Annotated in this window: 12 protein-coding genes; 5 read left to right on the top strand and 7 right to left on the bottom strand. The window is 72.3% G+C overall.

The annotated features are described in order from the left end of the window. Positions 1-208: 208 nt before the first annotated feature. The 6 genes from AC5L3X_RS03925 to AC5L3X_RS03900 form a co-directional block, all read right to left on the bottom strand. Positions 209-1,438, bottom strand: coding sequence for a cytochrome P450 (locus AC5L3X_RS03925; RefSeq protein WP_494855150.1), 1,230 nt, complete (start codon positions 1,436-1,438; stop codon positions 209-211). Positions 1,439-1,488: 50 nt separating this feature from the next. Further along, a complete protein-coding gene (locus AC5L3X_RS03920; protein WP_494855149.1) occupies positions 1,489-2,250 on the bottom strand; it encodes an ABC transporter permease in 762 nt (253 codons plus the stop codon). Positions 2,251-2,259: 9 nt separating this feature from the next. Further along, positions 2,260-3,024, bottom strand: coding sequence for an ABC transporter ATP-binding protein (locus tag AC5L3X_RS03915; RefSeq protein WP_494855147.1), 765 nt, complete (start codon positions 3,022-3,024; stop codon positions 2,260-2,262). After that, complete coding sequence (locus AC5L3X_RS03910; protein WP_494855145.1) at positions 3,021-3,437, bottom strand: DUF1048 domain-containing protein; 417 nt, start codon at positions 3,435-3,437, stop codon at positions 3,021-3,023. The genes AC5L3X_RS03915 and AC5L3X_RS03910 overlap by 4 nt, the downstream gene beginning before the upstream one ends. Further along, positions 3,434-3,769 carry a PadR family transcriptional regulator gene (locus AC5L3X_RS03905; protein WP_494855144.1) on the bottom strand — a complete coding sequence of 112 codons (336 nt, stop codon included), beginning with the start codon at positions 3,767-3,769 and terminating at the stop codon, positions 3,434-3,436. The genes AC5L3X_RS03910 and AC5L3X_RS03905 overlap by 4 nt, the downstream gene beginning before the upstream one ends. Before the next feature lie 132 nt (positions 3,770-3,901). Then, positions 3,902-5,173 (bottom strand): cation:proton antiporter, encoded by a 1,272-nt coding sequence (locus AC5L3X_RS03900; protein WP_494855143.1) that lies wholly within the window; start codon positions 5,171-5,173, stop codon positions 3,902-3,904. Between the two features lie 145 nt (positions 5,174-5,318). Between AC5L3X_RS03900 and AC5L3X_RS03895 the strand changes: the two genes are divergently transcribed. The 4 genes from AC5L3X_RS03895 to fabD are packed head-to-tail and all read left to right on the top strand — an operon-like array spanning position 5,319 to position 10,339. Further along, entirely contained in the window at positions 5,319-6,152 is an 834-nt protein-coding gene (locus AC5L3X_RS03895; RefSeq protein ID WP_494855142.1) for a DUF6039 family protein, read from the top strand. Between the two features lie 3 nt (positions 6,153-6,155). Further along, positions 6,156-7,373, top strand: a complete 1,218-nt coding sequence (locus AC5L3X_RS03890) for a hydroxymethylglutaryl-CoA synthase family protein (RefSeq protein ID WP_189127472.1) — start codon at positions 6,156-6,158, stop codon at positions 7,371-7,373. Then, on the top strand, positions 7,364-8,089 hold the full coding sequence (locus tag AC5L3X_RS03885; RefSeq protein WP_494855141.1) for an enoyl-CoA hydratase-related protein: 726 nt from the start codon (positions 7,364-7,366) through the stop codon (positions 8,087-8,089). The genes AC5L3X_RS03890 and AC5L3X_RS03885 overlap by 10 nt, the downstream gene beginning before the upstream one ends. Before the next feature lie 15 nt (positions 8,090-8,104). After that, positions 8,105-10,339: an ACP S-malonyltransferase gene (fabD, locus tag AC5L3X_RS03880; protein ID WP_494855139.1), complete on the top strand. Its 2,235-nt coding sequence runs from the start codon at positions 8,105-8,107 to the stop codon at positions 10,337-10,339. A gap of 12 nt (positions 10,340-10,351) precedes the next feature. On the opposite strand, the gene AC5L3X_RS03875 is transcribed toward fabD, so the two are convergent. After that, positions 10,352-11,089, bottom strand: coding sequence for a thioesterase II family protein (locus tag AC5L3X_RS03875; RefSeq protein WP_189127475.1), 738 nt, complete (start codon positions 11,087-11,089; stop codon positions 10,352-10,354). A 98-nt stretch (positions 11,090-11,187) separates the two neighbouring features. Between AC5L3X_RS03875 and AC5L3X_RS03870 the strand changes: the two genes are divergently transcribed. Then, the gene (locus AC5L3X_RS03870) at positions 11,188-23,706 is read left to right on the top strand and encodes an amino acid adenylation domain-containing protein (protein ID WP_494855138.1); all 12,519 of its coding nucleotides are present in this window, start codon (positions 11,188-11,190) and stop codon (positions 23,704-23,706) included. The last annotated feature ends 3 nt before the right edge of the window (positions 23,707-23,709 follow it).

Genomic DNA, 23,709 nt, shown 5'->3' with positions numbered 1-23,709 from the left:
TAGAGGCAGCCGAGCATTCGGTCGAAGGTGTTGCGGAGCGTGCTGGGGTGCCGTCGCCTTCGCGCCGGCGGCGGTCGTAGTGGGCCCGAGGACCGAGTGCTCGCAGGGAGGCGAAGGCCCATACGTAGCCGGCGGCGACCAGGCGCTGGTTTGGACCTTGATGGTGAACAACCAGCCTCTCGCCCGAGCCTCGGCCCTGCCAGGGAGATCATCCTCGCCTGTCAATCGTGTACGCGTCCCAGGTGACCGGGAGGCTCTTGACCCCGTAGATGTCGGCGGCCTCCGGGCGCAGGGCGACCTCGTCGGCCGGTACGGCCAGGCGGAGCGTGGGGAAGCGGTTGAGCAGCGCGGGAAGCGCGACCCGCAACTCGACACGGGCGAGCTGCTGACCCAGGCACTGGTGGATGCCGTGGCTGAAGGCCAGGTGGCCGCCGTCCTGCCGGCGCAGGTCGAGGACGTGGGGGTCAGGGAAGCGGTCAGGGTCGCGGTTGGCGGTGTTGAGGGACAGGATGACCGTCGTGCCGGCCGTGATGGTGTGGCCGTCCAGCTCGACGTCCTCCAGCGCGACCCTGTGGAACTGCTTGGCGACGCTCAGGTAGCGCAGCAGCTCTTCCACGGCCTGGTCGGTGAGGGTGGGGTCGGTGCGCAGCGCGGCGAGCTGCTCCGGGTTCCGCAGCAGCGCGAAGGTGCCCAGTGCCAGCATGTTGGCGGTGGTGTCGAACCCGGCCGACAGCAGGATCAGGGCCATCCCCTGCAGCTCCTCGTCGGTGAGGTCGCTGTCGAGCAGGTCGCTGAGCACGTCGTCGGTGGGGTCGGCGCGCTTGGCCGTCACCAGCTCGGCGAGATACTGCTGGGTCGCGAGGTAGGCCGCGATCAGCTCCTCGTCGCCGGCCTCGCCGCCGAGGAACATGTCGATGTTCTCCTGGAAGCGGCCCCGGTCCTCGTACGGCACGCCCAGCAGCTCACAGATGATGACGGCGGGGATGGGCTTGGCGAACGCGGTCACCAGGTCGGCCGTCGGGCCGGCCTGCTCCATGGCGTCCAGGTGCTCGGCGGTGACCTGCTCGACGCGTTCGGTGAGCTGCCGCATCCGGCGGACGGTGAACTTGCCGACCAGTGGTTTGCGGTAGCGGCCGTGCTGGGGCTCGTCCATGAGCAGGAACTCGCCGGGCGGCGCCGGGGGGACCTCGAGGTCGCCGTAGTCGATGGTCGGGTGGTGGCGCATGAGCTCCTTGCGGGAGCTGAACCGCGAGTCTGCCAGGATCGATCGGACCAGGTCGTAGCCGGTGACCAGCCAGCCTTGGTGCCCGTCGGGGAAGGGGAAGCGGCTGATCGGGCTCTGCTCGCGGGCCTCGATCAGCTCCTTGGGCGGGTCGAAGGGACAGCCGGGCTGACGCTCGGTCGGCATCGTCGTGACGGTGTGGGGAGATTCAGTCATGATCTTTCCTTCATGCTCATCGGGATCAGGACCTGCTTGATCGAGACGCCCTAGGAGATCTTGCGGCGGTAGGTGTTCATGGCGAAGCCGTACGCGACGATCAGGATGCCGACACACCAGGCGAGGGCGATCCAGAGGTCGTTGCCGACCGGCTGCTGGGCGAACAGGTCGCGGATGGCGTTGACGATGGAGGTCACCGGCTGGTTCTCGGCGAAGACGCGCAGCGGGCCGGGCATGGTGTCGGTGGGCACGAAGGCCGAGCTGAGGAAGGGCAGGAAGATGAGCGGGTAGGAGAACGCGCTCGCGCCTTCCAGGGTCGTGGCGGTCAGGCCGGGGATCACGGCGATCCAGGTCAACGCCAGGGTGAACAGGATCAGGATGCCAGCGACCGCGAGCCACGCCGGCACTCCCGCCCCCGAGCGGAAGCCCATGAGCAGGGCCACGAACATCACGACCACGAGCGAGACCAGATTGGCGACCAGCGAGGTCAGCACGTGCGCCCACAGCACCGCCGACCGCGCGGTCGGCATCGACTGGAAGCGCTCGAAGATGCCGCCCTTCAGGTCCATGAACAGCCGGTACGCGGTGTAGGCGATGCCCGAGGCGACCGTGATGAGCAGGATGCCGGGCAGCATGTAGTTCACATACGAATCCGAGTCTGTCCTGATCGCGCCGCCGAACACGTAGACGAACAGCAGCAGCATGGCGATCGGCATGATCGCGGTCGTGATGATGGTGTCCGGGCTGCGCGTGATGTGGCGCAGGGACCGTCCCAGCAGGACGGCGGTGTCGCCGAAGAAGTGCTTGCTCATCATTGCTCCTTATGCCTTCGTGCCGACGAGGGTGAGGAAGACGTCCTCGAGGGTCGGCTGCTTTTCGATGTATTCGACCTTGGCGGGCGGGAGCAGTTGCTTGAGCTCGGCCAGGGTGCCGTCGACGATGATCCGGCCCTCGTGGAGGATCGCGATCCGGTCGGCGAGTTGTTCGGCCTCGTCCAGGTACTGCGTGGTGAGCAGCACCGTGGTGCCCTGGGCGGCGAGCTCCTTGACGGCCTGCCACACCTCGATGCGCGCCTGCGGGTCGAGCCCGGTCGTCGGCTCGTCGAGGAAGATGATCGGCGGGTTGCCGATGAGGCTCATCGCGATGTCCAGGCGGCGGCGCATGCCGCCGGAGTACGTCGCGACCCTCCGTCCGCCCGCGTCGGTGAGCGAGAAGCGGGCGAGCAGCTCGTCCGCGATCGCGCCCGGATCCTTGAGATGCCGCAGCCGGGCGACCAGCACGAGGTTCTCCCGCCCGCTGAGGATCTCGTCGACGGCGGCGAACTGCCCGGTGAGGCTGATGGACTCGCGTACGTCCGCGGCCTGCGTGGCGACGTCGAAGCCGTGCACGCGGGCCGTCCCCGCGTCGGCCTTGAGCAGCGTGGACAGGATCTTCACGACCGTGGTCTTGCCCGCCCCGTTGGTGCCGAGCAGGGCGAAGATGCTGCCCCGCGCCACGGTGAAGTCCACGCCGCGCAGCACCCGCAGCTCCTTGTACGACTTTTCCAGGCCATGCACGTGGATCGCCGGGGTCTGCTGTGTCGTCATCGGTCCGTCCTGTCCTCTGTCGCGGTGTTCTCGCCGGCGGCGCGCGCGATGGCGCCGGTGAAGCGGCTGCGCTCGCGGACCCTGTACTGGCCGATCGGGTAGTTGGCCACGAACGCCTCGACGAACTCCACCGGGTCGTTCCCGAAGATGTCGCGGATCGGGGTGCCGTCGGCCACGCTCTGCTCGAACAGATCGGCCAGATCCTCGAACATCGCCATCGCACCGGCGCCGTCCGCCGGCCCGAAGTGCATCAGGTACCGCTCCAGCGCTTCGACGGCCGTGCGGTAGTTGTCAGGAAGCTGCTTGATGCGCGCCTTGTACTGCCGCCAGCGCTTCTTCTCCTCCAGTGACCCGGTGACGATCTCCAGGTACTGCAGGTAGCGGCTCTTCGGCTTGTTGGACCCGGTCGTCATGACTGCTTGCCTCCCTCGCGGAGCTGTTCGAGCCGTTCTGCGAGGAAGCTCCAGGTCCTCCAGAACTCTTCGAGGTACTCCCGGCCCTGATCGTTGAGCGTGTAGACCTTGCGCGGTGGCCCCTTCTCGGACGGGACCTTCTCCACGTCGACCAGGCCGCGCTGCTCGACCCGGACCAGCAGGGCGTAGATGGTGCCTTCGGCGATGTCGGAGAAGCCCTGGTCGCGCAGCCACGCCGTGATCTCGTAGCCGTAGGCGGGACGGACGGACAGGATCGCCAGGACGATGCCCTCCAACGTTCCCTTGAGCATCTCCGTCACGAGCTTGCCCATAGGCACCTCCCTTCAGCTACTTGGTGTCGCTAGCTACTGGTACAAAGTAACACTGACTACCAGTACCTAGCAACACCGAATAGCTGGCGGTGCTTCGGGCTCTTGGGCGTGCGGGGTGGGTGCGGCCGTGGGTCAGGGCTGGACGAGCTGGTCCTGTGCGGCTCGGCGGAGGCGTTCCTCGCTCGTGATCTCGACGCGTCTCATCGCGATGCGCAGGAGCGGCGGAGCCATGAGGGAGGTGACGATCGCGACGACGATCACAATGGTGTACATCTCCGTGTTGATGATGCCGAGACGCAGGCCGACCATCGCCACGATGACCTCGATGACCCCGCGCGCGTTCATGCCGGCCCCGAGCGCGAGGGCCTCCCAGCCGCTCATCCGGCTCAGCAGGGCCCCCAGGTAGGCGCCGAGGAACTTGCCGACGACGGCCACGCCGAGGACGATGCCGGACGCGGCCAGGACGGCGGGCTGGGCCAGCAGGGTGAGGTCCATGCGCAGGCCGGCCGTCGCGAAGAAGAGGGGCGCGAGGACGCTGAGGACGATCGTGCGCAGCGGGGCCAGCCATTCGGCGTCGGCCTGGCCCGAGCGGCCGATGAGGATGCCGCAGACGAACGCCCCCAGGATGGCCTCCAGGCCGAGCGCGTGCGTGGCGGCGGCCGACAGGAGCACGAGGACCACGGCGACGGCCACGGCCGGGCCGGGCTCCGCGGATCGGGTGGCGGCGGCCATCGTCCAGCGGACGAGCGGGCGGCCGATCCAGACGGCGAACGGCACGAGGGCGACGAGGGAGATCAGCGACAGCACGACCTGGCCGGTGCGTACGCCGGTGGTCGCCATGGCGGAGACGATCGAGAGCATGAACCAGCCGAACGCGTCGTCCACCATCCCGGCGGTCAGGCAGAGCTGGCCGACGTTGCGGTGCAGGAGTTTCATGTCCGTCAGCGTCTTGGCGATCACCGGGATGGCACTGACGCAGGTGGCCACCCCGAGGAACAGGGCGAAGACGGTGACGCTCGTGCCCTCGGCGAGGAGGGAAGCGGGCAGCAGGTAGCCGGTGGCCACGCCGAGTGCCAGCGGGACGACCAGGCCGGCGATGCTCACTTTGGCGGCGGTGGAGCCGCGGCGGCGGACGAGGCCGAAGTCGAGCTGGATGCCGGTGATGGCGACGAGCAGCAGCACGCCGACCTGGCCGACCGCGTCCAGCAGGTGGAGCTGGGTGAACTTCAGGCCGGGGGCCAGCTGGTTGAGCAGGGAAGGGCCCAGGAGCACGCCCACGGTCAGCTCGCCGACGATGGCGGGCATGCGCAGGCGTACGGACAGCCGGCCGAGAAGGACGGCGAGACCGAGGAGCAGGCCCAGCTGCAGCATGAAGACCAGCAGTTCGTGGGCTCCCAGAGGCATGTCAGGCACAGGAGAGGCTAAGCCGATCGGGTGTGCGTCCTGCTGCTCAATATTGAGCCCGGCGCTCCTGCCAGGGGTGGACGCCTGCAAGGGGCCTGCTCAATATTGAGCGGACGTCCCCGCGCCCGTGGGTGACATTCGGGGCATGACGAAGTCGGCGCAGTATCAGACCACCCTGCCCCCCGAGCAGCTGCTGCACTCGGGCAACGCGGGCTTGATCATCCATCGTGTGGGGATGCTGGAGTACGGCATGGCCCGCGAGGGCCGCGACTTCAGCGTCGACCTGCTCGACTACATGAACCGCGCTCAGGCCGGCGTCGCCACGACCTTCTGCTACGAGGAGATCTTCGGCGTACGCGAGCGGCTGCACTGGTTCGTGCACATGAAGTCCCCCGAGAAGTACAGCAAGCTCCTCGACATGGTCGACCACGACGAGGCGTTCCAGCAGATCTCGCTCAAGGACCGGCTGCCCAAGAAGGGCGGCGGCAACTGGGAGAAGATGTTCGTCTACGGCAGCCTGCGCGAGACGATCATGTGCCCGCAGCACGGGTTCACCGACGACGTGCACGACGTGCCGGGCACGTTCGTGCCGCCCGCGACGCACCAGACCACGCAGAAGGAGCAGCTCAACTCGGCGACCGCCGGGGCGATCGTGCTGCGCAGCGCCGACGTGCGCTACGAGCTGCGCGAGGAGGGACGGCAGTTCCTCTACGACTGGTCGCAGTACGTCAACAACAGCCTCGAAGGCCGGGCCACGGCCTACATCTACGAGCAGACGTGGGGGCAGCAGGACCGCATCCACGCCCTCATCCACCTGCGCGAGCTGGACGACTACCAGGCGGTGCAGGAGGTGGACCGGGGCGACGGCATGCGCGAAGAGGTCTACGGCGTGGAGCGGGTGCCGGAGCGGCACGGCGGCGGGCAGTGGGACCGGCTGTTCGTGCCGACCAGCATCAACGACGTCCTGATGGTGCCCTAGCCCATGGCTCTCGGGATCGAGGCGATCAACGCGTACGTCGGCCGGGCGTACACGGACGTGCGCGCGCTGTTCGACGCGCGCGGCCTGGACGTGAACCGCTTCGGCAACCTGATGATGGAGCAGCGCTCGGTCAACCTGCCCTGCGAGGACCCGGTCACCAACGCGGTGAACGCCGCCAGGCCGCTGGTGGACGCGCTCACCCCGGAGGAGAGGGACCGGATCGAGCTGCTGGTCGTCGGCACGGAGTCGGGGCTCGACTTCGGCAAGCCGATCAGCACGTACATCCACCACCATCTGGGGCTGAACCCGGCCTGCCGGTCGTTCGAGGTCAAGCACGCCTGTTACGGCGGGACGGCCGCGCTGCAGAGCGCGGCCGCCGTCGTCGGCGCGAGCCCGATCCCCGGGGTGAAGGCGCTGGCCATCGCCACGGACGCGGCCAGCGGCACGGCGAAGTCCACCTACTGGGAGCCGTCGGAGGGCGCCGGGGCGGTGGCGATGCTGGTCGGCGAGGACGCGCGGGTGCTGCGGCTCGATCCGGGCGCCAACGGCTACCACACCTTCGAGGTGATGGACACGGCCCGGCCGCGGCACGACACGGACGCGGTCGATCCCGACCTGTCGCTGCTGGCGTACATGCGCTGCGTCGAGGAGTGCTTCGCGGTCTACGAGCGGCGGGTGACCGGGGCCGACATCGTGGACACCTTCGACTACCTGGCGCTGCACACGCCGTTCGCCGGAATGGTGAAGGGCGCGCACCGGATGCTGCTGCGCAAGCTCAAAGGGCTGGGGCCGCGTGAGATCGAGGCCGACTTCGAGGCGCGGGTCGCGCCGTCCCTGGCTTACGGGGTGCGGGTGGGCAACACCTACTCGGCCGCGCTCTATCTGGCGCTGTGCTCGCTCATCGACCACGGCGGCTTCGACGCGCCGAAGCGGGCGGGGCTGTTCTCGTACGGGTCGGGCTGCGCGTCGGAGTTCTTCAGCGGCGTGATCCCCGCCCAGGGGCGCAGCGGCATCGCCGAGGCGCTGGACGACCGGCGCGGGATCACCGTCGAGGAGCTGGACGCGCTCACCGAGCTGAGCGCCGACCGCGCGTTCGGGGTGCGGGACGCGGTGCTGGACCCCAAGCCGTACGGCGACCTGTACGAGGAGGCTTTCGGCGGGCGCGGCCTGCTGGTGCTGGACCGCATCGCGGACTTCCACCGGGAGTACAGATGGAGCTGACGTCGGCGACGATGCGGCACAGGCTGCGGCGCGGCACGATCGACGACCGTGTCGTCAAGGAGATCGGCGCCGCCCTGGACGAGGCCGAGCGCGCTCCCGGCTGCCGCATCCTCCTGCTGGAGGGCGGCGGCGACGGCGTCTTCTGCACCGGCATGGACCTGGAGGAGGCGGCGGTCGGGGACGTCGCGGACGGCGGCCGGGCGTTCTACGGGCTGCTGCGGCGCTTCACCGAGACGCCGGTGACGGTGGTCGCGCGGGTGGACGGCCGGGCGGCGGGCGGCGGCGTGGGGCTGGCCGCGGCCAGCGACTTCGTCTTCGCCAGCGAGCGCAGCACGTTCAGCCTCCCCGAGGCGTTGTGGGGGCTGCTGCCGTGCTGCGTGCTGCCGTTCCTGATCCGGCGCACCGGCTTCCAGAAGGCGTACGCGATGACGCTGAGCACTCAGCCGGTGAGCGCCACGGAGGCCGCCGCCTTCCATCTGGTGGACGAGGTGTCGGACGACTCCGAGGCGCTCGTGCGGCGGCTGGCGTACCGGCTGACGAAGCTGGACCGGTCGATCGTCACGGACATGAAGCGCTACTTCCGCGAGCTGTGGATCGTCTCGGACGAGACCGAGCGGGTGGCGGTCGAGGAGTTCGGCAGGCTCATGTCCAGCCCCGAGGTGCGCCGGCGGCTCGTCGACTACGCGACCGAGAAGAGATTCCCCTGGGAACGCTAGAGAGGAACACGCCTGATGTCCGTCGTGTGGGTTTTCCCCGGGCAGGGGTCGCAGCGCAAGGGCATGGGGGCGGGCGTCCTGGAGAGGTACCCCGAGCTGTGCGCCCGCGCCGACGAGATCCTCGGCTACTCCGTCGCCGAGCTGTGCGACGACCCGGTGCGGCTGCGTGAGACCCGCTACGCGCAGCCGGCGCTCTTCACGGTCAACGCCCTGAGCTTCCTGGCCCGGCAGGACGAGGGCGGCCGGCCGGACTACCTGGCCGGGCACAGCCTGGGCGAGTACACGGCGCTGTTCGCGGCCGGCTGCTTCGACTTCGAGACCGGGCTGGCCCTGGTCAAGCGGCGGGGCGAGCTGATGTCCGGGGCGTCCGGCGGCACCATGGCGGCGGTGCTCGGGGCCGAGCCGGAACAGCTGGAAGAACTGCTGGCGGGCACCGGCGTCGACATCGCCAACTACAACTCCCCGGAACAGGTGGTGCTCGCCGGGCCCAAGGACGAGCTCGACTCGCTCAGCGGTCGTGTCCCCGGCAAGTGGGTGCCGCTGAGCGTGAGCGTCCCCTCGCACTCGCGCTACATGGAGCCGGCCGCCGCCGCCTTCGCCGAGGCGCTGGACGGCGTCCGCATCGCCGAGCCGCGGGTGCCCGTCATCTCCAACGTGACCGCGCGCCCGTACCAGGCGGGGGAGGCGGCCGACCTGCTGCGCCGCCAGATCTGCAACCCGGTGCGGTGGCTGGACGGCCTGCGCTACCTGATGGGCCAGGGCGTGCGCGAGCTGGAGGAGATCGGCCCCGGCGACGTGCTCGGCAAGCTCTGGGAGGTCACCCTGCGCCATCCCGTCGAGACGCCGCCGGACCGGAACTCCGGGGTCGCGCTCCGCTCCGGAGTCCCGGGCCGCGACTCCGTGGTCGCGCTCGGCTCCGCCGAGTTCCGCGCGGACTACCGCGTCCGCCACGCCTACCTGGCCGGGTCGATGTTCAAGGGCATCGCGTCGGCCGACCTCGTGATCAGGATGGGCCGGGCCGGGCTGATGGGCTTCTTCGGCGCGGGCGGGCTCACCCTGGACGAGATCGGCCAGGCGCTCGACCGGATCGAGCGTGGCCTCGGGCCGGACGGCGTGTACGGCGTGAACCTGCTCTACGGCTTCGACGAGGAGGGCCTGGAGCGCGAGACGGTGGACCTGCTGCTGCGGCGCGACGTCCGCCACGTCGAGGCCGCCGCCTACTCGCGCGTCACCGCGCCCCTCGTGCGCTACCGCTACAGCGGCGCCCACCGTGACGCCTCCGGCCGGCCGGTCGCCGTCCGGCACGTGCTGGCCAAGGTCTCCAGGCCCGAGGTCGCGAGCGCCTTCATGCGGCCCGCGCCGCGCGCCGTCCTGGACAGGCTCGTACGGGAGGGGGTGCTGAGCGCGGCCGAGGCGGAGGTCGCCGCGGAGCTGCCGGTCAGCGCGGACATCTGCGTCGAGGCCGACTCGGCGGGGCACACCGACGGGCGCTCACCGTACGCGCTGATGCCCGCGATCGTGCGGCTGCGCGATGAGGAGATGGCCGCGCACGGCTACGGCAGGCGCATCAGGGTCGGCGCGTCGGGCGGGATCGGCTCCCCGGAGGCGGCCGCCGCCGCGTTCGTGCTCGGCGCCGACTTCATCGTCACCGGCAGCGTCAACCAGTGCACGCCGGAGGCGGGGACGTCCGACGCCGTCAAGGACCTGCTCGCCGGGCTCGACGTGCAGGACACCGCCTACGCCCCGGCGGGCGACATGTTCGAGCTGGGCGCGCAGGTGCAGGTGGCCAGGAAGGGCACGCTCTTCCCGGCGCGGGCCAACAAGCTCTACCAGCTCTACCGGCAGTACGGCTCGCTGGAGGAGATCGACGAGAAGACCAGGCGGACGATCCAGGACAAGTTCTTCCGCCGATCCTTCGACGAGGTCTGGGAGGAGACGCGGGCGTTCCTGGCCGCGCGCAGACCGGGCGAGCTGGCCCGCGCCGAGCGGGACCCCAAGCACCGGATGGCGCTCGTCTTCCGCTGGTACTTCGTGCACACGATCAGGCTGGCGCTGCGCGGCGAGGCCGGGCGGGAGGTGGACTACCAGGTCCACTGCGGCCCGGCGATGGGCGCGTTCAACCGGTGGGTCGCGGGCACCGAGCTGGCCGACTGGCGGGCCAGGCACGTGGACGTCATCGCCGACCGGCTGATGGAGGCCGCGGCCGGGCTGCTCGAAGCCCGGCTGCGTGACCTGTCCAAGGACGGTTGACGGCCAGGCCGGTCAGGAGACGTTCAGAAGGTGGCGGTCCAGGTCCTCCTGGATCGCCGCCAGCACCTCGGGCCGCGGGCCCTTGAGGTAGAAGTGGTCGCCGCCGAACACGCGCAGCGTGAAGCCGCCGCCGGTGGCGTCGGCCCAGGCGGCGATCTCGTCCGGGTCGACCTCGGGGTCGGCGTCGCCGAGCAGCGCCGAGATCGGGCAGCCCGGCCGCGTGCCGGGCAGCGGCGTGTACGACTCGTTCAGCTCGAAGTCGGCGCGCAGGCTCGGCAGGAACAGCTCCAGCAGGCTGCGCTGGCCCATCACCTCGGACGGCGTGCCGTTCAGCTTGCCCAGCTCGGCCAGCAGCTCGTCCTCGGACAGGTCGCTGAAGCGGCGGCGCCGCGTCGGCAGCTGCGGCGCGCGCCGCCCCGACACGAACAGCACGACAGGGGGAAACCGGCGGGCCGTCTCCCAGGCCACGGCGGCGCCCATGCTGTGCCCGAACAGCGCGAAGGGCCGGTCGGTGTACGGCTCGATGGCCTCCGACAGCGGGCCCACGAGCCGCTCCATGCGGTCGTAGGGCCGCTCGCGGATGCGCGACTCGCGCCCCGGCAGCACCACGGGGCAGACGTCGATCTCCGGCGACAGGTGCTCGTCCCACTTGCGGAACAGCGCCGACCCGCCTCCCGCGTGCGCGAAGCAGAACAGTCTGATCCGAGCGTCGGCCCTGGGCTCTCCGCCCGCAATCCAGGAATCAGGCATGGTCCGAAAGCTACGGCCGGACGCCTCTCGGTGACTGCTCAGTCTTGAGCAGGCAGGGCGCGGCCTCCTCACTAGCGTCGCAGAGACGGAGGAGGCTTATGGAGCACAACGAGCGCGTGACCGAGGCGGTCGTCCGCCTGCTGGCCGAGGCGCTGCCCGGCGGCGCGGACCTGACCCCCGACGCGTCACTCAAGGACAGCGGACTCGACTCGATCTCCGCGGTACGGGTGTGGTTCGAGATCCAGCGGGAGTTCGCGCTGGACTTCCCCGTCGAGTGGCTGGGCGAGTGCGCGACGCCGGCGCGGCTGGCCGAGCGGATCGCCGAGCTGGCCGGGCCGGAGCGGAACGCCGGCGGGGCCGCCCCTGCCGCCCCCGCCGCCCCGGCCGGCCCGGTGATCGGCGCGGCCCCCGGCGAGCGGCACGAGCCGTTCGCCCTGACGCCCCTGCAGCAGGCCTACGTCATGGGCGCGGACGAGGACGTCACCCCCGACCCGGTCGGCTGCCAGGTCTACCGGGAGTTCGAGGTGCCCGACGTCGACGCCGGACGCCTGCGCGAAGCCTGGCAGCGCGTCGTCGACCACCACGACGCGCTGCGCCTGCGGCTGGACGAGGACGGCACCCAGCGGGTGCTGGAGCGGGCCCCGTCGTGGGAGCTGCCGGTGGACCGGCCCGGCGCCCGCGAGCGCCTCGCGCACCGGCGCTACGAGCCCGGCGTCTGGCCGCCGTTCGCCGTCGAGGTCACCACCCCCGGCACCGTGCACTTCGGCATCGACGCGAGCGTGACCGACGGGCGCGGGCTCGACGTGCTCCTGCGCGACTGGTGGCGCTGCTACCGCGACCCCGGCCACCGGCTCGGCGACGCCGCCCCCTCCCTCCGCGACTGCCTGCGGGCGCTGGAGGCGTACCGGCAGGGCCCCCGCCTCCAGGAGGACCTGGACTACTGGCGGGGACGCCTGGCGGACCTGCCGCCCGGCCCCGCCGCCGGTGTGCCGGACGGGTCGCCGCGCTCCGCGCTGACCGGCTCGCTGAGCGCCGCCCAGTGGAGCGCCCTGCGCGCCAGAGCCGCCGAGCTGGACGTCTCGCCGACCGCCCTGGTGCTGACCCTGTTCGCCGAGACGGTCGGCAGGGGCGAGGACTGCTCCCTGGCCGTCACCACGACCGGCCGGGCGTGGCTGCCGCGCGAGGTGGACGAGGTCGTCGGGCCGTTCACCGGCACGGCCGTGTTCGCCGCCGAGAGCACGTCGGGCGAGCCGCTGGAGGAGGCGGTCCAGGAGGTGCACCGGCGGCTGTGGCGGGATCTCGGCCACGCGGCCGTCCCCGGCGTGACCGTCATGCGGGAGCTGCGCGAGCGGACGCCGCTGCCCGTCGTCTTCACCAGCCTGCTCGACGCCCGGCCCGACGAGGCCGTGCCGCCGGTGTCGTACGCCCTCAGCCAGACCTCCGGCGTCGCGCTCGACCACCAGATGTGGGAGCTCGACGGCGAGCTGCGGATCCGCTGGGACCTCGTGCCCGGCTGCTTCGCGCCCGGCGAGCCGGAGACGCTGTTCGCCCGTTTCACCAACGCGCTGCGCGCCCTGTGCTCCGACGCCGGAGAAGCGGAGATCCGGCCGCTCAACGAGCTGCAGAAGGCGTACTACGTGGCCCGCGCGGCCGGTTCGTGCCGATACGACGGCTGCCAGGTCTACCACTGCTTCCACGTCCGCGATCTGGACCGGGACCGGCTCGAACGCGCCTGGCTGCGCCTGGTGGCCGCCTACGACGCGCTGCGTTCGGAGGTCACGCACGACGGCACGCTGCGGATCAGGCCGCACGCGCCGCGGAACTGGAGCATCCCCGAGACCACCGAGGTCGAGGTCGAGGAGATGGCGGGGCGGGCCTTCCCGCTGGGCCGCTGGCCGCAGTGGGAGCTGCGGGTCACCGGCGAGACGGTGCACGCGGCCGTCGACCTCACCGTGCTCGACGGGCGGAGCATCCACCTCGTGCTGCGCGAGCTGTTCCGGCTGTACGCCGACCCGTCCGCCGAGCCGCGCCCGCCGCAGGAGCACGCCCTTGAGGACTCGGGCGAGGCCGGCTACTGGACCGAGCGGTTCCGTGACCTGCCGCCCGGACCCGAGGTGGCCACCACGCCCGCCCGCCGCGTCCGGCTGAGCGGCAGCGTCGCCGCGGTCTCCGACGAGACCGTCTTCGCCGCCCTGACCGGCGCGCTGGGCAGGCGCTTCCCCGACCCGTTCAGCGTGTCCGTGGTGCGCTGGACCGCCGAGTCCGAGCCGCTGCGCCCCGGCGAGTTCACCGCGCTGAGCTGGGTCACCAATGCGGAGTCCTACCAGGACCGGATCGGGGCCGACGCCGCGAACGGCGCTCTGACCGGCCTGGCCACGCTGCGCGGCCACGTCATGAAGGAGCGCCGCCGCCGCGCCTACGCCTTCCCCGTCGTCTACACCAGCACCCTCGACCTGACCGCGCATCCGCTGCCGGACGGCGTGGAGGCAGGGCCGTGGATGACCTACACGCCGGACGTCGCGCTCGACTGCATCGTCATCAGGGAAGGCGACCGGCTGCAGTACCACTGGGACGCGCTGGAGCCGGAGTTCCCCGACCTCGCCGAGCTGTTCGCGGCCTTCGAGGACCGGCTGCGCCCCGCGCACCAGCTGTTCGAACGGCAGGCCGCCGCCCGGCCTGACGCGGTCGCGCTGCGGCACGCCGGCGGGACCATGACGTACGGCGAGCTGAACCGCCGGGCCAACGCCGCCGCCTGGCGGCTGAAGGAGCTGGGCGTGGGGCCGGGGACGGTGGTCGGCGTGCGCCTGTGCCGTGGGCCGGACATGGTGGCCGCCGTCCTCGGGATACTCAAGGCGGGCGGCGCCTACCTGCCCGTCGAGCCGTCGCTGCCGGACGAGCGGGCCGCCGTCATGCTGGACGACGCCGCCGCCGGGATCGTGCTCACCTGCCCGCGGACGCCCGGCTGGGCGGTGCCCGAGGGCGTGCGCACCGTCGAGCTCGACGCGGACGGCGACGACCGCGGTGACCCGCCCCTGGTGAACACCGTGGACGACCTCGCCTACGTGATCTTCACCTCAGGCAGCACGGGCAAGCCCAAGGGCGTCGAGGTCAGCCACCGGCCGCTGCTCAACCTGCTCGACTGGTGTTACCGCACCTTCGAGTTCGACGCCTCCGACGTCGGGCTCTGCGTCACCTCGCTCGGCTTCGACCTGTCGGTCTTCGACATCTTCGGCCTGCTCGGCCGGGGCGCCTCGCTCTACATCGCCGACGAGGACCAGCAGCGCGACCCCGAGCTGCTGCTGAACATCCTGCTCGACGAGCCCATCACGTTCTGGAACTCCGCGCCCACCACGCTCAACCAGCTCGCCCCGCTGCTCGCCGACCGCCAGGGCCACGAGGGCACCGGCGACCTGCGGCTGGTCTTCCTCAGCGGCGACTACACGCCGCTGCCACTGCCGGACGCCGTGCGCGCGACCTTCCCGCGGGCGCGGGTGGTCAGCCTGGGCGGCGCCACCGAGGCCACCGTCTGGTCGAACTGGTTCGAGGTGGCGGAGATCGACCCGTCGTGGCGGAGCATCCCGTACGGCCGGCCGATCGACGACGCCCTCTACTACATCCTCGACGAGAACCGGCGGCCCTGCCCCGAAGGCGTCGAAGGCGACCTGTTCATCGGCGGCGGCTGCCTGAGCCTCGGCTACCGCAACCAGCCGGAGCTGACCGCCGAGCGGTTCGTGCCCGACCCGTTCGCGGGCGGCCGCATGTACATGACCGGCGACCGGGCCGCCCTGCTGCCCGACGGGAACATCACCTTCCTCGGCCGGGCCGACAACCAGGTCAAGATCCGCGGTTTCCGGGTCGAGCTGGGCGAGATCGAGCACCGGCTGCGGCAGCACCCGGGCGTGCGGGACGTCGTCGTCCTGGCCCGCGACGACCGCTCCGGCGAGCGGAAGCTGGTCGCGTACGTGGTGGCCGAGGGCGAGAAGCCCGACGTGGGTGAACTGCGCGGGCACGCGGCCGAGACGCTGCCGGCGTACATGGTGCCCAACCACGTGGCGTTCGTGACCACGTTCCCGGCCACGTCCAACGGCAAGCTGGACCGTGACGCGCTCCCATGGCCGCTCGGCGAGCGCGCCTCCGAGCCCGTCGCAGCGCCTGCCCCGGAGCTTGTCTCCGAGCCGGCCTCCGAGCGCGTCCCGGAGCGTGTCTCCGAGCCCGTTCCCGAGCCCGTGTCCGAGCCCGTGTCCGAGCGCGCCGCGGAGGTGGCGGCCTCGGCGGTGACGGAGATCGCGGAGCTGTTCGCCGAGCTACTCGGGGTCGACGAGGTCGATGTCGGGCAGGACCTCTGGGACCAGGGCGTCACCTCCTTCACCATGGTCCAGGTCTCCAAGGCGCTGCGGAAGCGGTACGGCAGGCGCGTCCCCGTCGCGCTGCTGCTGGAGAACCCGACCGTCACCGGCATCGCCGCGATGACGGGCGGCACCGACGAACCGCCCGCCGAGGTGCGGCCTGCTGGTGAACCGCCTGGTGTGGAGCGGCCTGGGCCGGAGCGGCCTGGCGAGGAGCGGCCCCCCGCCGAGGTGCCCGTGCGGCCCGCCGAGGTGGGCGAGCCGGGCGAGGTCGACTTCTTCTCGGCCGAGGACCGGGAGGCGTTCAAAGCCGGCCGGTGGAACCTGCGCCCGCTGGAGCCGGACGCCAGCCTCATCCGGCTGGACCGGATCGACGTGCCCGAGGAGCACTTCGCGTGGCGGGCCAGCGTGCGCGACTTCGAGCCCGGCTCCCTGCCGTACCGGTCGCTGTGCCGGCTGCTCAGCCTGCTGCGCGAGCGAAGGCTCGGCGACCGCGAGCGCCACCTGTACCCGTCGGCCGGAGACACCTACGCGGTGCAGGCGTACCTGCACGTCACCAGGGGCGCGATCGACGGCGTCGCCGAGGGGATCTACTACTACAACCCGAGCGAGCACGCGCTCCAGCTGGTGAACGGCCGTCCGGAGATCGACCGCTCGGCGCACTTCGTCTACAACCGCGACCTGTACGACCGCGCCGGTTTCAGCCTCTATCTGATCGGCCAGGTCAAGGGCATCGAGCCGTTGTACGGCGAGCAGAGCCTGCGCTACCTGACCCTGGAGGCGGGCTACCTCGGGCAGCTGCTGATGACCGGCCAGGCGGCCTGCGGCATCGGGCTCTGCCCCATCGGAGAGGTGGCCTTCGACCGCCTCCGCGACCAGTTCGACCTCGACGACGGGCACCACTTCCTGCAGGCGTTCCTGGGCGGTCCAGCCGAGTGCGCGACCCGCGACGCCGCGCCCGTGTACTCCGCACCGGTGTCCACCGCGCCCGTGTCCACCGCGCCCGTGTCCACCGCGCCCGTGTCTGTCGCATCCGTGTCTGTCGCATCCGTGTCTGCCGCACCGGTGTCTGCCGCGCCCGTGTCCTCCGTACCGCGAATGGAGTCGGCGGCCGGGGCGGAGCAGGCCGGCCTCGCGGTGATCGGCATGGCCGGGCGCTACCCCGGCGCTGACGACCTGGACCGTTTCTGGCACAACCTGCGCACCGGCACCCGCAGCGTCGGTCCGAACGCCAGAGGCGAGCGGCCCGGCGGCTACCTGGAGCACATCGACCGCTTCGACAGCCTGCTCTTCCACGTCTCTCCGAAGGAGGCCGCGACGCTGGACCCGCAGCTCCGGCTGCTGCTGCACAGCGTCTGGGAGTGTCTGGAGCACGCCGGGCACACCCCCGCCTCGCTGCACAGGGGCGCGCCCAGGGTGGGCGTCTTCGTCGGCTCGATGTGGCACGACTACCAGCACGCGGGCGCCGCGGCCTGGCGCGAGGGCGGCCCGGCGGTGGTCTCGGCGACAGCCTCCGACATGGTCAACCGCGTCTCCTACTTCTTCGGTTTCACCGGGCCGAGCATCGCCGTGGACACCTCGTGCTCCTCCACGCTGACCGCCCTGCACCTGGCCGCCCAGGCCATTCGCGCGGGAGACTGCGACGCGGCCGTGGTCGCGGGCGTCAACGTGCTCGCCGACCCCTATCACGCCGGGCTGCTGGCCGGGCTCGGCCTGCTGGCCGACGAGGCCGGCGGCGCCGCCTTCGACGCCGACCGATCGGGCTGGACCGTGGGCGAGGGCGTCGGCTCCTTCCTGCTGCGGCCCGTCGCGGACGCCGTACGGGAGGGCGACGCCGTCCACGGCGTGGTCGAGGCCACCTGGGTCGCGCACACCGGTCGCAGCGGACGCTTCACCGCGCCGAGCGCCGATGCCATGGCCGAGTCCATGCGCCGCACCCTGGAGCGGGCCGGGGCCGGGCCCGACGACGTCGGCTACGTCGAGAGCGCCGCGGCCGGCGCCGCCCTGGCCGACGCGGCCGAGGCGGAGGCGCTCACCGAGGTCTTCGCCAGGCGGACCGAGCCCGTCGCGGCGGGCACGCTCAAGCCGAACATCGGCCACCTCGAAGCCGCCTCGGGCGCCTCCCAGCTCGCCAAGGTGCTGCTGCAGATCCGGCACGGACTGCTGGCGCCCACCCTTCTCGCGGAACCGCCCACCGACGCGGTGACCGTGCCCGAACAGCCTCGGCCGTGGACGGGCGAGCGGCGGGCACTGATCAACGCCTTCGGGGCGACCGGGACGCACGCGCACGCCGTCGTGCGCGCGCCCCTTCCCGAGGAGTCCCAGAGGGCCGCGCCCGACGACGGCCGGGAGCACGCGGTCCTGGTGTCCGCCGCGACCGGTGAGCAGCTCGTAACCGCCGCGCGCCGACTCGCCGCCGAGGTCGCCGGAGCCGCCGAGGTCGCCGGAGCCGCCGAGGTCGCCGGGGCGGCCGAGGTCGCCGGGGTGGCCGGGGCCGCCGGGGCGGGGGCCGCTGGGGAGTTGGGACTGAGCCGCGTCGCCTACACCACCCAGACCGGGCGCGCCGCCCTCGCGCACCGGCTCGCCGTCGTATGCCGCGACCTGGAGGGGCTGCGGGAGGGGCTGGAGGCGTTCGCGGCGGGCAGGGCGCACGGGTCCGTGCTCACCGGTGACGCCGACCGCCCCCATGCCGCCGACTCGCAGGACCTCCGGACGGAGGCCGAGGCGGCCGTTGCCTGGGTGACCGGGCAGGAGGTGGAGTGGGAGCGGTTCTGGCCGGAGGTCCCCGGGCGGGTGGCGCTGCCCGCCTACCCATTCGCGGCGGAGCCGTACTGGATCGAACGGACGGAGCCGGCCGTGGCTCAGGTCGCCACGGACGAGATGGAGGAGTACCTCAAGAGCGTCTACGCCGAGGTCTCGGGCATCGACGCGGACCGGTTGGGCCTGCGGGTGCCGTTGGAGCAGTACGGGCTGACCTCGTACCAGATCGTGCAGCTCAACGAGCGGCTGGAGCGGGACCTGGGCGAGCGGTCGCGGACGCTCTTCTTCGAGCACCGGGACCTCGCCGGCGTCGCCGCCGCGCTGTCCGCCAAGGCGCCCGCTCCACGGGCGACGCCCGCCAGCGCCACGCTGCCGGCCAGCAGCGGGCGTCCGGCCCGCGCCGAGCCCGTACGGCCCGACCCGGAGGACGACGACGCGATCGCCGTGATCGGGATCGCCGGGCGGTACCCGGATGCCCCCGATCTGGCGGCGTTCTGGGAGAACCTGGCCGCCGGGCGGCACTCGCTCTCCCGTGTCCCGGACGGCCGGACCCGCGATGGCTGGCCGGTGGACCTGATGTGGGGCGGCTTCCTCGACGGCGTGACCGACTTCGACCCGCTGCTGTTCGGCATCACGCCGCGCGACGCGGCCCTCATGGACCCGCAGGAGCGCGTCTTTCTCGAGGTCACCTGGGAGGCGCTGGAGGACGCGGGCTACCCGCGCACCCGGCTGCGCGACCGGCACGGATCGAGCGTGGCCGTCTACGCGGGCGTGATGTACAACGAGTACCCCTTCTTCGGCGTCGAGGAGGGCGTGCGCGGCACGCCCCAGGACACCGGCGCGACCCTCGGCGGCGTGGCCAACCGCGTCTCCTATCACCTGGACCTCAAGGGGCCCAGCATGTCGATCGACACGATGTGCTCGTCCTCGCTGGCCGCGCTGCACCTCGCGGTCCGGTCGCTGCGCCAGGGGGAGTGCGAGCTGGCGATCGCCGGCGGAGTCAACCTCAACCTGCACCCGAACAAGTTCATCCAGCACGCCCGGATGCGGCTGACCGCCGGCGACCGGCGCTGCCACAGCTTCGGAGCGGGCGGCGACGGCTTCGTGCCGGCCGAGGGCGCAGGGGTCGTCCTGCTCAAGCCGCTGTCCAGGGCGAAGGCGGACGGCGACCGGATCCACGCCGTGATCAGGGGCACCGCCGTGGTGCACTCCGGCCGGACCAACGGCTGGGTGGTGCCCAGCCCGGTCGAGGAGGGCGACCTCGTGGCTCGCGCGCTGGCCGACGCGGGAGTGGACCCCGCCGACATCGGCTACCTGGAATGCCACGGCGCGGGCACCGCGCTCGGTGACCCCATCGAGATCAACGCCCTCATGCGGGTGTTCGGGCAGGCAGGGCTGGCTCCGGGGAGCATCCCGATCGGGTCGGTCAAGTCCAACCTCGGGCACGTCGAGTCGGGCGCCGGCATCGCCGGGCTCACCAAGGTCGTGCTGCAGTTGCGGCACCGGCGGCTCGTGCCCTCCCTGCACGCCGACGAGCTCAACCCGAACATCGACTGGGACGAGATCCCCTTCCGCGTGCAGCGCGAGGCGGCCGACTGGCCCGAGGGGCCCGGCGGCGCGCCCCGGCGGGCGGGCATCAGCTCGTTCGGCGCCGGAGGGACGATCGCGCACGCGGTGCTCGAAGAACCCCCGCCCGCCGGGACCGGCGCGCCCGCCGGAGGACCGCGGCTGATCGTGTTGTCGGCGCACGACGAGAAGCGGCTGCGCGTCATGGCCGGTCGGCTGGCCGGGCACCTGCGCGCGACGCCCGAGAGCCTGGCCGACGTCGCCTACACGCTTCAGACCGGGCGGGAGCCGCTGCGCGAGCGGCTCGCGCTGGTCGTCTCCGAGGTGGGGGAGCTGTGCGAGCGGCTGGAGCGGTTCGCCCGGTCGGAGCCCGCCGACGTGCTGCGGGGCCGGGTCCGGGCGGGCAGCCTGCCACCCGGCGATTTGCCGCCCCACGACCTGGCGTCCCACGACCTCGCGTCGGGCGATCTGGCGGGCAACGCGCGGGGTGCGCGGTCCGGCGACCTGGCGGAGTTGGGGCGGCGCTGGGTGAACGGGGAGCACGTGGCCTGGGCGCCTGTCGAGGGCGCGCGTCTGGTGGGACTGCCGTCGTACCCGTTCGACCGGATGCGGTGCTGGCCCTTCGAGGCCCCGGCCGCACCTGAGGACTCCGGCGTCTTGGTGGCCCCCGGCGCCGGGCGGCCCGCCGCCACCGACGGGACCGTCTCCGAGGCCGTCACCGGGGCCGTCTCTGAGTCGGCTGTGGCCGAGATGCCGCTCTTCGAGCGGACCTGGACCGCGTGCGAGCGTCCCGCCCACGATCCGGGAACGCTCGGCGGCGGGACAGTGGTGTGCCTGTTCAACGACGCCTCCGAAGCGCTCGCGCGGTCACTCGGCGAGCAGGTCGTGCTCGTACGCGAAGGGGAGGCAACACCGGAGGAGTTCGCCGGCTGGATCGACCTGTGCGACCTGGGCGAGGCGCGCCCAGCCAGCGAGCTGGAACGGCTCGCGTCCCTTCAGGACGCCCTGGCCCGACGCCGCCCGCTGACGATCCTGCACGTCACCAGCGGTCTACTGGACCTCGACGGAGCCCGGCCGAGCCTGGCCGGGGCGCGAATGGCGGGCTTCGTGCGGATGCTCGCCGCCGAGTACCCGGCGGTCACGGCCACCGTGCTGGACAGCGACCGTCCCTGCGCGCAACAGATCCGCGCCGAGTGGGCGGCCACCGAGCCCTACGGCGAAATCTGCTACCGCGACGGCGGGCGGTACCGTCCCGCCCTGCGCGAGCTGCCCGCACCGTACGCGGAGCCGGACCTCGACCCCGAGGCCGTCTACGTCGTGAGCGGCGGCACCAGAGGACTGGGCGCGCTGGTGGCCCGCCACCTGGCCGATCACGGCGCACGCCGGCTCGCCCTCCTCGGCCTGCGGCCACTGCCGCCGCGCGACCAATGGGACCAAGCGGACGGGCCCGGCCAGGAGGCGGTCGCCACCGTCCTGGACCTGGAGCGCATGGGCGCCCGGGTGGCCGTGCACAGCGGGCCGCTGTCCGAACGTACCGACCTGACCTCCTTCCTGGACGGTGTGCGGCGCGAGCTGGGACCGATCGGCGGCGTCGTGCACTGCGCCGGACGCTCCAGCCAAGGCCGTCCGTCGCTGGCGCACAAGAGCCAGGACGACCTCAGCGCGGTGCTCGCGCCCAAGGCCGACGGCCTCGAGGCGCTGGACGAGGCGTGCGCCGAGGACCGCCCCGCCTTCTTCGTCACCTTCTCCTCCGTCTGCGCCGCCGTGCCCGCGCTGGCCGCCGGGGTGGCGGACTACGCGGCCGCCAACACCTTCCTCGACCTGTACACCGGGGTCAGGCGGCGGGCCGGACGACCCGAGTTCCGCTCGGTCAACTGGCCGCAGTGGCGGGAGTCCGGCGGGGCGCGCGGGAAGCCGAACGTCTGCGAGCCCGTCGGGATCGCGCCGCTCGGCGACCGGGACGGGCTGCGGGTGCTGGACCGGGTCATCGGGCTCGCGCGCGGCGCGACCGTGCTGCCGTGCCCGCCGACGGACGTGGCCGTGGACGTTCCGGCGCTGATCAGGCTGCCCGAGCAGGGGGAACGGCGTTCGGTCCCCGAGCGGGAGGAACGCCGTCCGGTCGCCGAACCCGCGCAGGCTGAGGGGCCCGACTGGCTGGCCGTACTGTTCTCCGAGACGATCGGCATCCCCGTGGACGTGCTGGACCCGACGGCGGAGTTCGGGGAACTCGGCGTCGAGTCGGTGATGCTGGCCGAGCTGGTGCAGCGGATCGAGGAGCGGCTCGGGGAGAGTCTCGAACCGTCCTTGCTGCTGGACTATCCGACGCTGGAGCAGCTCCGCGAGCGGCTCGGCGTCCCCGAGGAGGCCGTCCGGGACGCTGCGGAGTCCATCCCGGAGCCTGGGTTGAAGCCCGTGGCGGAATCCGTTCGGGAGTCTGTGCAGGGGGCCGTTCGGGAGCCCGTGCCTGAGCCTGTTGCGGGGGCCGTTTCCGCTGGGCCCGTCGAGGTACGTGAGCGGCCCGTGGGCGAGGACCGCAGGATCGCGATCATCGGGATGGCCTGCCGGCTGCCCGGCGCCCCCGACGTGGCCGCCTTCTGGCGGAACCTGATCACGGGCCGGTGCGACGTGGGTGAGGTGCCCGCCTCCCGCTGGGACCACCGCGAGCTGTACCGGCCCGAGCCCGCGCTGGGGCGCACCATCAGCAAGTGGGGCGGGTTCGTCGACGACATCGAGTACTTCGACAACGACTACTTCGAGATGGGCGAGGACGAGGCCCGGGCCCTGGACCCGGCCATCCGCATGTTCCTGGAATGCTGCGCCGTCTGCCTCGCCGACGCCGGTTACCAGCCCGGCGAGCTGCGTGGACGGCGGGTCGGCGTGTTCGCGGGGGCTCGCATGTCCGACTACGGGCGGCGGGTCGGCGTCCGGCCGGGCGGGCTCGCCTCCGACCAGAACTTCATCGCGGCCCGGGTCGCCCACCACTTCGATCTGCGCGGCCCCAACCTCGTCGTGGACAGCGCCTGCTCGTCCTCCCTGGTCGGCGTCCAACTGGCCGGGCAGAGCCTGCTCGCCGGAGAGGCGGAAGTCGCCCTGGCGGGCGGGGTGGAGGTGCTCCTCGACGAGAACGACTACCTGCAGCTCAGCGCGGCCAAGGCGTTGTCGCCCACCGGCCGGTGCCACACCTTCGACGAGCGTGCCGACGGGTTCGTCCCCGGCGAGGGGTGCGGGGTCGTCCTGCTCAAGCCGCTGCGCGCGGCCCTGGCCGACGGCGACCGGGTGCACGCGGTCATCGAGGCGGTCGCCGTGAACAACGACGGCCGCACCATGGGCGTCACCACGCCCAACCCCGAAGCGCAGGCCGACGTGGTCCGCCGGGCCCTGGCGGCGGCGGGGCGCACGCCGCGTGAGATCGGCCTGGTCGAGGCGCACGGCACCGGCACGCTCATCGGCGACCCCATCGAGTTGCGCGCCCTGACGCGCGTGTTCGGCGAGGGCGGCGACGCGGGGACGTGCGCGATCGGCAGCGTGAAGACCAACATCGGGCACACGCTGAGCGCGGCCGGGATCGCCGGGCTGCTCAAGGCGGCGCTGGCTGTGGAGCACGGGCAGATCCCGCCGACGCTGTCCTGCGAGCGGCCCAACCCGCGCTTCGACTTCGGCGCCTCGCCCTTCGAGCCCGCCACCGAGCCGCGGGACTGGCCCTCGCCGCGGGTCGCGGGCGTGAGCTCATTCGGGCTCGGCGGCACCAACGCGCATCTCGTGCTCAGCGAGCTCGATCCGCGGCTACGCGCGAAGCCGGAGCGCGAGCCCGTCTCCGCGCCGGTCTTCCGGCGCAGGCGGCTGTGGCTGGACCGCGACCCCGGCCTGGATCCTGGCCACGATCTCAGCTCGCCGGACGACGCGAGCTCGCTGCTCGACCTGAACATCACCACGGGGAGGCGCTGACTC

Source organism: Nonomuraea sp. CX421 (assembly GCF_059358955.1).
This window is presented reverse-complemented; position numbering and strand designations above follow the sequence as displayed.